Source organism: Streptacidiphilus jeojiense, assembly GCF_000719095.1.
Taxonomy (GTDB): Bacteria; Actinomycetota; Actinomycetes; order Streptomycetales; family Streptomycetaceae; genus Streptacidiphilus; species Streptacidiphilus jeojiensis.
In genome coordinates this window covers 82,210-94,980 of sequence record NZ_JOEH01000005.1, presented here as the reverse complement: position 1 = coordinate 94,980, position 12,771 = coordinate 82,210, and the positions used below count along the sequence as shown (strand labels likewise).

General features: G+C 70.0%; 15 protein-coding genes. All 15 read left to right on the top strand.

Annotated features, from left to right (window positions below; genetic code table 11):
- The 15 genes from rfbD (at position 1) to rpsC (ending at position 12,767) form a co-directional block, all read left to right on the top strand.
- On the top strand, positions 1-918 hold the full coding sequence (rfbD, locus tag IF29_RS0108075) for a dTDP-4-dehydrorhamnose reductase (RefSeq protein ID WP_030251628.1): 918 nt from the start codon (positions 1-3) through the stop codon (positions 916-918).
- Positions 915-2,261 carry a lipopolysaccharide biosynthesis protein gene (locus IF29_RS0108070; protein WP_063757454.1) on the top strand — a complete coding sequence of 449 codons (1,347 nt, stop codon included), beginning with the start codon at positions 915-917 and terminating at the stop codon, positions 2,259-2,261. The genes rfbD and IF29_RS0108070 overlap by 4 nt, the downstream gene beginning before the upstream one ends.
- A 28-nt stretch (positions 2,262-2,289) precedes the next feature.
- Complete coding sequence (locus IF29_RS0108065) at positions 2,290-2,715, top strand: DUF2304 domain-containing protein (RefSeq protein ID WP_084713723.1); 426 nt, start codon at positions 2,290-2,292, stop codon at positions 2,713-2,715.
- Positions 2,712-3,443, top strand: a complete 732-nt coding sequence (locus tag IF29_RS0108060; protein WP_030251619.1) for a glycosyltransferase family 2 protein — start codon at positions 2,712-2,714, stop codon at positions 3,441-3,443. The genes IF29_RS0108065 and IF29_RS0108060 overlap by 4 nt, the downstream gene beginning before the upstream one ends.
- A complete protein-coding gene (locus IF29_RS0108055) occupies positions 3,440-4,378 on the top strand; it encodes a glycosyltransferase family 2 protein (protein WP_232242063.1) in 939 nt (312 codons plus the stop codon). Before IF29_RS0108060 ends, IF29_RS0108055 begins: the two co-directional genes overlap by 4 nt.
- Positions 4,375-6,009 carry a DUF2142 domain-containing protein gene (locus IF29_RS0108050; protein WP_030251611.1) on the top strand — a complete coding sequence of 545 codons (1,635 nt, stop codon included), beginning with the start codon at positions 4,375-4,377 and terminating at the stop codon, positions 6,007-6,009. Before IF29_RS0108055 ends, IF29_RS0108050 begins: the two co-directional genes overlap by 4 nt.
- Before the next feature lie 62 nt (positions 6,010-6,071).
- Positions 6,072-7,946 (top strand): ArnT family glycosyltransferase, encoded by a 1,875-nt coding sequence (locus IF29_RS0108045; protein WP_030251609.1) that lies wholly within the window; start codon positions 6,072-6,074, stop codon positions 7,944-7,946.
- 440 nt (positions 7,947-8,386) lie between these two features.
- A complete protein-coding gene (rpsJ, locus tag IF29_RS0108040; protein ID WP_020549238.1) occupies positions 8,387-8,695 on the top strand; it encodes a 30S ribosomal protein S10 in 309 nt (102 codons plus the stop codon).
- Positions 8,696-8,711: 16 nt separating this feature from the next.
- Positions 8,712-9,356 (top strand): 50S ribosomal protein L3, encoded by a 645-nt coding sequence (gene rplC, locus IF29_RS0108035; RefSeq protein ID WP_030251605.1) that lies wholly within the window; start codon positions 8,712-8,714, stop codon positions 9,354-9,356.
- Between the two features lie 4 nt (positions 9,357-9,360).
- On the top strand, positions 9,361-10,038 hold the full coding sequence (gene rplD / locus IF29_RS0108030; protein ID WP_030251603.1) for a 50S ribosomal protein L4: 678 nt from the start codon (positions 9,361-9,363) through the stop codon (positions 10,036-10,038).
- A complete protein-coding gene (gene rplW, locus IF29_RS0108025; RefSeq protein WP_030251600.1) occupies positions 10,038-10,367 on the top strand; it encodes a 50S ribosomal protein L23 in 330 nt (109 codons plus the stop codon). The genes rplD and rplW overlap by 1 nt, the downstream gene beginning before the upstream one ends.
- Positions 10,368-10,409: 42 nt before the next feature.
- Positions 10,410-11,246, top strand: coding sequence for a 50S ribosomal protein L2 (rplB, locus tag IF29_RS0108020; RefSeq protein WP_030251595.1), 837 nt, complete (start codon positions 10,410-10,412; stop codon positions 11,244-11,246).
- Positions 11,247-11,257: 11 nt separating this feature from the next.
- On the top strand, positions 11,258-11,539 hold the full coding sequence (gene rpsS, locus IF29_RS0108015) for a 30S ribosomal protein S19 (protein ID WP_030251592.1): 282 nt from the start codon (positions 11,258-11,260) through the stop codon (positions 11,537-11,539).
- A gap of 44 nt (positions 11,540-11,583) precedes the next feature.
- Positions 11,584-11,931, top strand: a complete 348-nt coding sequence (gene rplV, locus IF29_RS0108010; protein ID WP_037594640.1) for a 50S ribosomal protein L22 — start codon at positions 11,584-11,586, stop codon at positions 11,929-11,931.
- Complete coding sequence (rpsC, locus tag IF29_RS0108005) at positions 11,931-12,767, top strand: 30S ribosomal protein S3 (protein WP_030251589.1); 837 nt, start codon at positions 11,931-11,933, stop codon at positions 12,765-12,767. The genes rplV and rpsC overlap by 1 nt, the downstream gene beginning before the upstream one ends.
- The last annotated feature ends 4 nt before the right edge of the window (positions 12,768-12,771 follow it).

Below are 12,771 nucleotides of genomic sequence, written 5' to 3'. Positions count from 1 at the left end.
ATGGCGCCGAGTCGCTGGCTCGTGACGGGTGCGGCCGGGATGCTCGGCGCGGACCTGCTGGCCGTGCTGGACGGTGTCCCCGGGATCGAGACCACCGCTGTGACCAGGTCGCAGCTGGACGTCACCGATCCCGCGGCGGTGCGTGCCGCGATTGCCGGGCACGATGTGGTGGTCAACGCGGCGGCCTGGACCGACGTCGACGGCGCCGAGACCCAGGAGGCCGCCGCCACGGCGGTCAACGGGGCCGGCGTCCGCAACCTGGCCGAGGCCTGCGCCGGGCAGGGTGCCGTGCTGCTGCACGTCTCCACCGACTACGTCTTCGACGGCAAGGGCACCTCGCCGTACCCCGAGGACGCGCCGACCGACCCGCTCAACGCCTACGGCCGCAGCAAGCTGGTCGGCGAGCAGGCGGTGCTGGAACTGCTGCCGGCGCACGGCTACGTGGTGCGGACCGCCTGGCTCTACGGGGAGCACGGCGGCAACTTCGTCGCCACCATGCTCAAGCTGGCCGGCCGGATGGACAGCCTGACCGTGGTCGACGACCAGCGCGGCCAGCCCACCTGGTCCTACGAACTGGCACGGCAGCTGGTCGCCCTCGGCCGCGCCGCGCTGGACGGCGACGCCCCGGCCGGGGTCTACCACGGCACCGCGTCGGGGGAGACCACCTGGTTCGGACTGGCCCGCGCCGCCTTCGAGCTGTCGGGGCTCGATCCGGAGCGGATCGCGCCGACCACCTCGGACGCCTTCGTCCGCCCGGCCCCGCGCCCCGGCTACAGCGTGCTCGGCCACGACCGCTGGTCCGCGGCCGGCCTCAAGCCGCTGCCGCACTGGCGGGACAGCCTCGCCGAGGCCGTCGGCAGGAGTGCCTTCACCAGCCTGCTCGCGGCCCCCGCCGCGGAGCCTGGACGCCAGTCGTGAACCGAGCGGTCGCCAGGCTGCTGGGCATCGTGCCGCCGGGGACGCACCTGGTCATCGGCGGGACGCTGACTCTGGGCGTCGCCTCGTACATCCAGATCGCGGCCGCCAACCACGCCCTCACGGGTGATCCGCGGGCCGCGGTCTCGGCGCTCTGGTCCCTGATCATGACCCTCAGCCTCGGGCTGTTCTTCCCGGTGGAGCAGGAGCTCACCCGGGTGGTGGCGGCCCGGGTGGTGCGCGGTCAGGGTGTGCTGCCGGTGCTGCGCCGGGCGACCGGGGTCACCCTGGGCATGATCGCGGCGATCGCACTGCTGCTGGCCCTGGCGGCCGGACCCACCGCCCGGCTGTTCCTGCACGGCCAGACGTCGCTGCTCTGGACCTTCGCCGCCGCCATGGCCGGCATGGGTCTGGTCTACGTGACCCGCGGCGTGCTGGCCGGGCTGGGCCGCTTCAACGCCTACGGCGTCTCCCTGGGCGTCGACGGCGCGCTGCGCATCGTGCTGGCGCTGGCCCTGCTGGTCTGCGGGGTGCACGCGGCCTGGGCCTTCGCGCTGGTGCTCGCGGTGGCCCCGCTCGGCGCAATGCTCTGCACGCTGCCGGCCACCCTGCGCGACTGCCTTCCGGGCCCCCAGATGGCCTGGTCGGAGCTGTTCCAGAACACCGGGCTGCTGGTCGGGTCCTCGCTGCTGGCCCAGGTGGTGGTCAACGCCGCGGTGATCACCGCCGGCCTGGTCGCGCCGCACGACAGCGACCTCCAGGTCGCGGTGCTCAACGCCGGGGTGCTCTGCCGGGTGCCGCTGTTCGTCTTCGGCTCGCTGCAGCCGACGCTGATGACCGGCCTGTCCACCGCGGCCACCCAGGGCGACCGGGCCGGCTTCCGCCAGCTGCTGGTGCGCACCTGCGGTGTGGTGGGTGCGCTCGGGCTGCTCGGCGGCATCCCGGCGGTGCTGATCGGCCCCTGGCTGCTGCGGACCCTGCTGGGGGCGCCCGGCGTGCTGGGCTCGGCGGACCTGTTCTGGTTCTCGGCCGGGACCATGTTCTACATGCTGGCCATGGTGGTCGGGCAGGCCCTGGTCGCGATGGGCCGGCACCGGCTGCAGCTCGTCGGCTGGGCCGTCGGCACCGCGGTGCTGGTGGGCGTCGCCTGCGTGCACGGGTCGTTCGCCGTTCGGGTCGAGGTGTCATACTTCCTGGGCTCCCTCGCGGCGGCCCTGACGATGCTCGTGTTCATCATGCGCTCGCAGGGACAGCGCATGCCGTCCGCGGCCGCGGACCAGGAGGCGGACCCCGAGCCCCGGGTACCGCCCGGCGCGGGCGCCGGTCGACGGATATCTTCTAGCTGAGCCACCCCAGACGAAAGGCAAGGCAGTCGTGCAACTCTCTGTGCTCACCTCCATCACCGGTGTGGTGGTGCTGGCGTGCATCCTGGAGCTGCTGCGCCGCCAGCAACTCCGGGAGAAGTACGCAGCCATCTGGCTCGGGATCGGTGCCGTGGTGGCGCCGCTCGGCTTCTTCCCGACGGTACTGAACGGTGTGGCCCACAAGATCGGCGTGGCGAACGGCGCCAGCCTGGTGCTCTTCGCCGGCTTCATCCTGGTGCTGCTCGTCTGTCTGCACCTGAGCTGGGAGTCGAGCCGCCTGGAGGCGGAGACCCGGATCCTGTCCGAGGAAGTCGCCCTGGTGCGGAGCAAGGTCGCCGAGCACACCGTGCTGCTGGCGGCGCTGGACGCGGAGCGCCGGCGCACCGCCTCCCGGAGCGACGACCCGGCCATGGCCGAGCAGGAGGCCCAGGCGTGAACCCGCAGCAGAAGATCCTGATCATCCTTCCGGCCTGGAACGAGTCCGAGGGCCTGCCCTCGGTGCTGAAGGAGATCCAGACCAAGATCCCCTTCGTCGACGCCCTGGTGGTCGACGACGGCTCGTCCGACGACACCGCCCGGGTGGCGGCGGAGGCCGGCGCCACCGTGGTGCGGCTGCCCTACAACCTGGGTGTGGGCGGCGCCATGCGGCTGGGCTACCGCTACGCCTACGAGCACGACTACGACGTCGCCGTGCAGATCGACGCCGACGGCCAGCATGACCCGGCGTTCGTCCCCGACCTGCTGAAGGCGCTGGACACGGTGGACCTGGCGGTCGGGGCGCGCTTCGCCGGGGTGGGCGACTACACCGTCCGCGGCCCGCGCAAGCTGGCGATGGGGCTGCTCTCGGCGGTGCTGTCGCGGATAGCGCACACCCGGCTCACCGACACCACGTCCGGCTTCCGGGCCTGCAACCGGCAGCTGATCGAGTTCTTCGCGCACTGGTACCCGGTGGAGTACCTCGGCGACACCGTCGAGAGCATGGTCGGCGCGGTCCGCTGCGGGTTCACCGTGCAGCAGGTCCCGGTCGCCATGCGCGAGCGGACCACCGGCACCCCGAGCGCCTCCCCGGTCAAGGCCATGGTCTACCTCGGCAGGGCCGGGTTCGTGCTGATGCTCGCCATGATCCGGCGGATGCCCGCACGCAGGGCCGGGAGCAGCACGTGACCGGTCCGACGCCGCAGTTCGACATCATGATGCCGTACTACGGCGATGTCGGGATGATGCAGGACGCCGTGCGCAGCGTCCTCGCGCTGGACGGCGACGACTGGCGGCTCACCGTGGTGGACGACGGCACCGAGCCGGACGTGCCGGGCTGGTTCGAGCAGCTGGCCGACCCCCGGGTCCGCTACTTCCGCAACGAACGCAACCTCGGGGTCACCGGCAACTTCAACCGCTGCCTCGAACTCGCCGACTTCGACCACGTGGTGCTGATGGGCTGCGACGACCTGATGCACCCCAACTACCTGCGGGTGGTGCGCGGGGCGCTGGCGTCGACCCCGGACGCGGCCATGGTCCAGCCCGGTGTGCTGGTGATCGACGGCTCGGGGAAGCCGGCCGACAGCCTGGTCGACTCGGTGAAGCGGCGCATCTACGCGCCGAAGGAGCAGGGGACCGAGGGGTCGGCGGAACCGGGCCCCGGCGAACTCCACGGCGAGGAACTCGCGGTGAGCCTGCTCCGCGGGAACTGGCTCTACTTCCCGGCGATCTGCTGGCGCACCGACGCCGTGCGGGAGCGCGGCTTCCGCGAGGACCTGAAGGTGATCCAGGACCTGGCGCTGGTGATGGAGCTGGTGGTCGCGGGGGAGCGGCTGACCGTCGCCGGCGAGGTCTGCTTCAGCTACCGCCGCCATGCGCTGAGCGAGTCCTCCGCCCAGGCGTTCTCCGGGGACCGCTTCGCCGAGGCCCGCCGGTTCTTCCTGGAGACCGCCGACCTGCTGGACCGCCAGGGCTGGCCGCGTGCCGCGGCCGTGGCCCGGCGGCACCTCTCCACCCGCCTGCACGCACTGACCCTGCTGCCGGGCGCGGTGCGCCGAGGCAACTCCACCGGTGCCGGAACGCTGCTCCGGTTCGCAGCCCTGCCTGCCAGGAGAAATTCATGAGATCTCCGTTCCCGGCCGCTTCCACCTGGCTGTTCGCGAGTCGGCTGCGATTGGGGGTCGCGTCGTTCGCGGTCTTCTTCATGCTGATGTCGGCCTGGTCCTTCGCGACCCCGCTGACCGCGGCCCCGGACGAGCCGGACCACATCACCCGGGCCGCCTCGGTGGTCCGCGGACAGATCAACGGCCCCGACGTGTCCGGCGTGGTGAAGATCGAGAACATCCCGCGCCAGCTGGTGTTCACCGGTATCAAGCTGCCGTCCGGCTACGACGCCCTGCCGGCGCTGACGCTGTGCTACCGCCACGACCCGACCAAGCCGGCCTCCTGCGCCGCCCCCTTCAAGACCGGCAGCACCACCGTCTCGATGACCACGGGGGCCGGGCGCTACAACCCGGCGTACTACCTGATGATCGGCTGGCCCAGCCTGTTCCTCAAGGGCCCCTCGGTGATCTACGCGATGCGGCTGCTCTCGGCGGTGCTGTGCGCCCTGCTGATGGCGCTGGCGGTAGTGACCGCGAGCACCTGGCGCAAGAGCACGGTGCTGGTCGGCGTGTACGCCGCGGCGACGCCGATGACGCTGTTCCTGGGCGGCGTGGTCAACCCCAACGCGGTCGAGGCGGCCGCCGGGATCCTGGCCTGGACGGCGCTGCTCCCGGTCTTCCTGAGGCCCGACCCTGAACTGCTGCGCAGCAGGATGGCCTACGGCGGCATCGCCGCGGTGAGCCTGTTCTGCATCCGGCCGCTGGGGCTGCTCTGGGTGGCGGCGGTGCTGCTGATCGGGCTGCTGGTGGCCCAGCGCGGGGTGCTGCGGTCGATCCTGCGCCGCCGGGTGACCTGGGTGTGGACCGCAGTCTCCGGGGTCGCCTTCCTGCTCGGCGAGGCCTGGAACCTGACCCATCCGGACCACTCCAACCTGGGCAGTCTGAAGCTGTCGACCGTCTCGGTCGCCAAGTCGACCTTCCTCTACAGCCGCAACTACATCACCAACATGATCGGCGACTTCGGCTGGCTGGAGACCACGTCCCCCTACGCCACCTATGTGATCTGGACCGCCGTGGTCATCGGTCTGGTGCTGCTCGGCTGGTCCTGCGCCCGGCGCCGGGAGGTGCTCGCCCTGGTGGCCCTGATCCTGGGGATCGTCTTCATCCCGGTGATCGGCAACGCCTACGCGACCGGTTCCACCGGACCGATCTGGCAGGGCCGCTACCTGCTGGCGTTCGCGGCCGGGCTGCCGATCCTGGCGTCCATGCTGATCGCCAAGTACAACCCGCTGTCGAAGGCGCCGGCGGTGCGGCTGAACCGGCTCATCGGCGCGGCCCTGACCGCTGCCTCGTTCATGGCCTTCTGGGGAGCCCTGCACCGCTACATGGTGGGTGTGAACGGCCGGCTGATCCCGCTGCACGCGGACTGGACGCCGCCGGCCGGGGCCCTGGTGTGGGTCCTGCTCATCCTGGTCGGCCTGGTGGCACAGTGGTGCCTGCTGCGCGCCTTCGACCCCGCGGCGCAGTCCGCCGCCCCCGCGGCCGAGGAGCCTGCGGCCGCGCTGCCGCTGACGACGGACGGCGCGGAGGCCGGTGCGAAGGCCGACGGGGACGAGCACCTGGCCGGACCGGGGCCGGTGAGCGCCTGGTAGCGTACCGCTGCTCGGCCAAGGGTGCCTGTACGACGAAGATCTGCTCCAGGAGAGAAGCAAGCATGGAAAGCGTCGACAGCGCGGCCGGGGGGACCGGGTCGACCAGGCCCGCCGTCGCTGAGCCCGCGGACCGGGCCGGGGACCGTTCCGAGCGCGGCAGCAGCGGGGTGGTCGGCAGCCGGGCGGTCGGCGGCCGGGCGGTGCTCCGGGGGCGGGGACTGACCTCCCGGGCCTGGTTCCTCCCGGCGGCGCTGGTGGCGGCCTACCTGGTGCAGGTCGCCTTCCGGCTGGCCCTGGTGACCTCCTTCACCTATCCGAGCGTGCACCCGGACGAGGACGCCTACCTGGTGCTCGCCCGGATCCTGGCCGGCGGTCGCAACACCTACATGCCCGCCGGGGAGGTGCTGCCCGGCGGCTACCCGCTGCTGATCACGCCCGCGCTCTGGCTGGGGCACAGCGCGGAGACGGCGTACCGGCTGGTGCTGGTGACCAATGCGCTGCTGAACGCGCTGGTCATGCCGGCCACCTACATGTTCCTGCGCCGCCTGGCCCTGGGCCGCAAGCTCGCCTTCCTGGCGGCGTTCGGGGTGGCCCTGATCAACCCGGTGGTCTTCTACTCGCAGTTCGCGATGACCGACGTCATCTTCCCGCTGCTGGTGCTCTGCTGGCTGTTCTGCATGCACGCCTGGCTCAGCACCGGGGGTTCGCGCCGGAGCCGCGCCTGGTACGGGGCCGGCTCGGGCCTGGCCGCCTCCTACGCCATGGCGACCCATGACCGCGGCGGTGTGATGGTCGCCATCACCTGCGCGGTGCTGCTGCTCGTCCTGGTGCTGCGCTGGGTGCCCTGGGCCGCGGTCTTCTCCATGGCGGCGGGGCTGGCCCTGGGCGTCGGGCTGGACAAGTTCCTGGTCCACCACTTCCTGGCGCGGACCCACAGCATCCCCAGCGCCGTGGGCACCGCGGTGTTCCAGGGCCTCTTCGACCGCACCCTGCTGGACCGCAACCTCAGCCGGACGCTCGGTCAGTTCTGGTACTTCTGCACCTCCACCTGGGGGTTGGGCGCGCTCGCGATCGTGCTCTGTGCGGTGGCGCTGTTCGGGCGCGGGAGCAGCCGTCCGAACCGGGTGGTCGCCGGGGTGATGCTGGCGACCCTGTTCGGCGTCGCGCTGGCCTCCGCGTCCGGACTCCCGTCCGACACCAGGGTCGACACCTGGGTCTACGCCCGCTACCTCACCCTGCTGGCGCCGGCGATGTTCGCGGTGGGACTGGCCGGGCTGGTCAGGCTGAGCCGGACCGCGCTGATCCGCGCCTCGCTGGCAGCGGTCGTGCTGACGGTGGGTCTGACGGCGTTCGTGGTCGTGCACATCAGCCCCAACTTCAAGACGCTGGGGATCGTCCCCTGGGGGCTGCCCGACGCGTTGATCCTCGGTGGCGACACCAACGACCTGCACGTGCTGCGGACCACGGTGGTGTCGCTGCTGCTGCTCGCCCTGGTCGTGGTTCCGGTCGTGCTGTTCCGACGCAAGGCGCTGCTGCCGGTCCTGGTCTGTGTCGCGCTGCTCGCGGCGGCGGAGACCGTCGCGGTCACCGAGCAGATCTCCAAGCCCTGGGCCGCCGCCAGGGAGTGGCCCGCGACCGGGTTCATGGAGGACGCCGGGATCACCCCGACCGACAACGTCGTGCTGACCTGGAGCACGGACTGGACCGTTCAGAAGGTCCTGCCCTACGAGGTCTTCCGGGGCAGCGTCTGGGTCCAGGACCCGACCAAGCACCTGCCCGCGGCGGCCAACGTGGCCGTGGTCAAGGCGCCCGACGACCAGAGCGAGCCGTTGGCGGCGAGCTGGCCGGACGCGCCGGCCGGCTGGTACCCGGTCAAGGCGGTCACCAGCCACGGATCGACCGGGATCCCGGACGTCGTGGTGTGGCGCAAGAAGTAGGTTTGACGGCGGTGCTGCCGGGGGTACCCTCACTGGCCCTGATTGGCGTGGGGCATGTCCGGTATGGCACACTAGCCAAGTTGCTCGGTTGAGCGCCGATGCTGCGCGCCTCCCATCAGGAGGACCGGAAGCGAGTCCCACAGTACTCGTCGTGCCCGTGATGGCCGTTGCCTAGTTGATGTTCGACGAAGCGCGGCAGCTGCGGCACGGACGTACGGGAATCTTCCGGGAAGTGCGGACAAGCCCTCAACCCGGCGTTCCGCCCCGGGTGTGAACCTCACGGTTCCGCCGCCTGGGGCCTTTGAGTTCGGCCAAGGATTTTTTGTGGCGGGCAGCGCGACACGCCCGACCGCGTGGGTCGAACGGGACGCCACCGAGGACTCCACCCGGAGCCTCGGCCGCAGAAGCAGCACTATCGACACGAAGGACTACAAGAAGCCATGGCGGGACAGAAGATCCGCATCCGGCTGAAGGCCTACGACCACGAGGTCATCGACTCCTCGGCGAAGAAGATCGTCGAGACGGTGACGCGTACTGGTGCGCAGGTCGCAGGCCCGGTGCCGCTGCCCACTGAGAAGAACGTGTACTGCGTCATCCGCTCGCCGCACAAGTACAAGGACTCGCGCGAGCACTTCGAGATGCGCACGCACAAGCGTCTGATCGACATCCTCGACCCGACCCCCAAGACCGTTGACTCTCTGATGCGACTCGACCTCCCGGCCGGCGTCGACATCGAGATCAAGCTCTGAAGGGCGGGAGCTGAAGATGGCTAAGCAGATTAAGGGCATCCTGGGCGAGAAGCTCGGCATGACGCAGGTCTGGGACGAGAACAACCGGATCGTTCCGGTGACCGTCGTCAAGGCCGGCCCCAATGTCGTCACCCAGGTCCACACCGCTGACGGCACCGGCTACGACGCCGTGCAGTTCGGCTTCGGCGAGATCGACCCGCGCAAGGTGAACAAGCCCCTCGCGGGCCACTTCGCCAAGGCCGGCGTCACCCCTCGTCGCCACCTCGTCGAGCTGCGCACCAGCGACGCCGGCGAGTACACCCTGGGCCAGGAGATCACCGCTGAGGTGTTTGAGGCCGGTATCAAGGTCGATGTGACCGGTACCAGCAAGGGCAAGGGCTTCGCGGGTGTCATGAAGCGCCACAACTTCCACGGTCTGGGTGCCGGCCACGGCGTGCAGCGCAAGCACCGTTCGCCCGGCTCGATCGGTGGCTGCGCCACCCCGGGTCGCGTGTTCAAGGGCATGAAGATGGCCGGTCGCATGGGCCACGAGCGTGTGACCACCCAGAACCTGACCGTCCACGCCGTTGACGCGGAGAAGGGTCTGCTGCTCATCAAGGGCGCGGTCCCCGGTCCGAACGGCGGCCTCATCCTGGTCCGCACTGCGGCAAAGGGGGCCTGAAGCAATGAGCACCATCAATGTTCTCTCCCCCGCGGGTGAGACTGTCGGCACCGTCGAGCTGCCGGCCGAGATCTTCGACGCGAAGGTCAGCATTCCGCTGATCCACCAGGTCGTCGTCGCCCAGCTGGCTGCGGCCCGCCAGGGCACGCACAAGACCAAGACCCGCGCCGAGGTCCGCGGTGGCGGGCGCAAGCCCTACCGCCAGAAGGGCACCGGCCGCGCCCGTCAGGGTTCGACCCGCGCTCCGCAGTTCGCCGGCGGTGGCGTCGTGCACGGCCCCGTGCCGCGCGACTACTCGCAGCGGACGCCCAAGAAGATGAAGGCCGCCGCGCTCCGTGGCGCCCTGACCGACCGGGCCCGCAACGACCGCATCCACGTCATCACCGGCGTGACCGCGGGCGATGCGCCGTCCACCAAGACTGCCCGCACCCTGATCGGCAAGATCAGCGAGCGCAAGAACGTCCTCCTCGTGGTCGAGCGCGACGACGAGCTGGCGATCAAGAGCGCCCGCAACCTGCCCGAGGTGCACATCCTGGACGCCGGTCAGCTGAACACCTACGACGTGCTCGTCTCCGACGATGTGGTCTTCACCCAGGCCGCCTTCGAGCGCTTCGTGGCCGGCCCTGCCGCGTCCGCGAAGGCCGTTGCCTCTTCGAGCGAGCTCGAAGGGAGCGACGCCTGATGAGCGACGCGACGATCACCAGCAAGACGTTCACGGACCCCCGTGACGTGCTGCTCAAGCCGGTCATCTCGGAGAAGAGCTACGCGCTCCTCGACGAGGGCAAGTACACGTTCATCGTGGCGCCGGGCTCAAACAAGACCCAGATCAAGCAGGCCGTCGAGGCGGTCTTCGCGGTCAAGGTCGCCAACGTCAACACGATCAACCGGGTGGGCAAGCGCAAGCGTTCGCGCACCGGTTTCGGCAAGCGCAAGGACACCAAGCGCGCCATCGTGACGCTGGCAGAGGGCAGCAAGCCCATCGACATCTTCGGGGCTCCGACCTCCGCCTGACGGCGAGTCGGATAACCGAAACGGACGAGGACAGAAGAAGCCATGGGCATCCGCAAGTACAAGCCGACAACGCCGGGCCGTCGCGGCTCCAGCGTTGCCGACTTCGTCGAGATCACGCGGTCCGAGCCGGAAAAGTCGCTGGTCCGCCCGCTGCACAGCAAGGGCGGTCGTAACAACACCGGTCGTGTGACTGTTCGCCACCAGGGTGGCGGCCACAAGCGCGCGTACCGCGTCATCGACTTCCGTCGTCACGACAAGGACGGCGTTCCGGCCAAGGTCGCTCACATCGAGTACGACCCCAACCGCACCGCACGCATCGCGCTGCTGCACTACGCAGACGGCGAGAAGCGCTACATCATCGCCCCGGCCAAGCTGGGCCAGGGCGACCGGGTTGAGAACGGCCCCCAGGCCGACATCAAGCCCGGCAACAACCTGCCGCTGCGCAACATCCCGGTCGGTACGGTCATCCACGCCATCGAGCTGCGGCCCGGTGGCGGCGCGAAGATCGCCCGTTCCGCGGGTTCCTCCGTGCAGCTGCTCGCGAAGGAGGGCGTCTACGCCCACCTCCGCATGCCCTCCGGCGAGGTCCGCCTGGTCGACGCCCGCTGCCGCGCCACGATTGGCGAGGTCGGCAACGCCGAGCAGTCGAACATCAACTGGGGCAAGGCCGGCCGTATGCGCTGGAAGGGCGTCCGCCCGACCGTGCGTGGTGTCGCCATGAACCCGATCGACCACCCGCACGGTGGTGGTGAGGGCAAGACCTCCGGTGGTCGCCACCCGGTTTCGCCGTGGGGTCAGAAGGAGGGTCGTACTCGTTCGCCGAAGAAGGCGTCCAACAAGTACATCGTCCGCCGCCGCAAGACGAACAAGAAGCGCTAGGAGCAGTCTCGATGCCGCGCAGCCTCAAGAAGGGGCCCTTCGTCGACGACCACCTCATGAAGAAGGTGGATGTCCAGAACGAAGCTGGTACCCAGAACGTCATCAAGACCTGGTCCCGCCGCTCCATGATCGTGCCGGCGATGCTGGGCCACACCCTCGCGGTGCATGACGGTCGCAAGCACATCCCGGTGTTCGTCACCGAGTCGATGGTCGGCCACAAGCTCGGTGAGTTCGCGCCGACCCGCACCTTCCGCGGCCACGTCAAGGACGACCGCAAGTCGAAGCGCCGCTAAGGCGGGGTGCGAAGACCATGACAGACACCAACAAGGGGATTCCCATGGAAGCCAGGGCAACGGCGCGGTACATCCGCGTAACGCCCATGAAGGCCCGCCGCGTGGTGGACCTTGTCCGTGGCATGAATGCCACGGAGGCCCAGGCGGTCCTGCGTTTCGCTCCGCAGGCCGCGAGCGTGCCGGTCGGCAAGGTGCTCGACAGCGCCATCGCCAACGCCGTGCACAACTACAACCACAACAACGTGGAGTCGCTGTACGTCGCTGAGGCGTTCGTCGACGAGGGCCCGACCCTGAAGCGTTTCCGTCCGCGGGCCCAGGGCCGCGCGTACCGGATTCGCAAGCGGACGAGCCACATCACCGTGGTTCTCGCCTCGAAGGAGGGCACCCGCTAATGGGTCAGAAGATCAACCCGAACGGGTTCCGACTCGGCATCACCACGGACTTCAAGTCCCGCTGGTACGCCGACAAGCTGTACAAGGACTACGTCAAGGAAGACGTCGCCATCCGCAGGATGATGACGTCCGGCATGGAGCGCGCCGGCATCTCGAAGGTTGAGATCGAGCGCACCCGTGACCGCGTGCGGGTGGACATCCACACCGCCCGTCCCGGCATCGTCATCGGCCGTCGCGGCACCGAGGCCGACCGCATCCGCGGCGACCTCGAGAAGCTGACCGGCAAGCAGGTCCAGCTGAACATCCTCGAGGTCAAGAACCCCGAGATGGACGCTCAGCTGGTCGCCCAGGGCGTTGCCGAGCAGCTGTCCTCCCGCGTCTCCTTCCGTCGCGCCATGCGTAAGAGCATGCAGGGCACGATGAAGTCGGGCGCCAAGGGCATCAAGATCCAGTGCTCCGGCCGTCTCGGCGGCGCCGAGATGTCCCGCTCGGAGTTCTACCGCGAGGGCCGCGTGCCCCTGCACACCCTGCGCGCCAACGTGGACTACGGCTTCTTCGAGGCCAAGACCACCTTCGGCCGCATCGGCGTCAAGGTCTGGATCTACAAGGGCGACGTCAAGAACATCGCTGAGGTCCGTGCCGACAACGCCGCCGCCAAGGCCGGCAACCGTCCGCCCCGTGCGGGCGGCCCGGGCGAGCGCCCCCGTCGGGGCGAGCGTCCCGCCGGTGGCGAGCGCGGTGGCCGTGGTCGTCGTCCCGCCACCGAGGCTCCGGCCGCGGTGACCGAGGCCCCGGCCGAGGCTTCCACCTCGAACGACACTGGAACGGAGGCCTGACCCC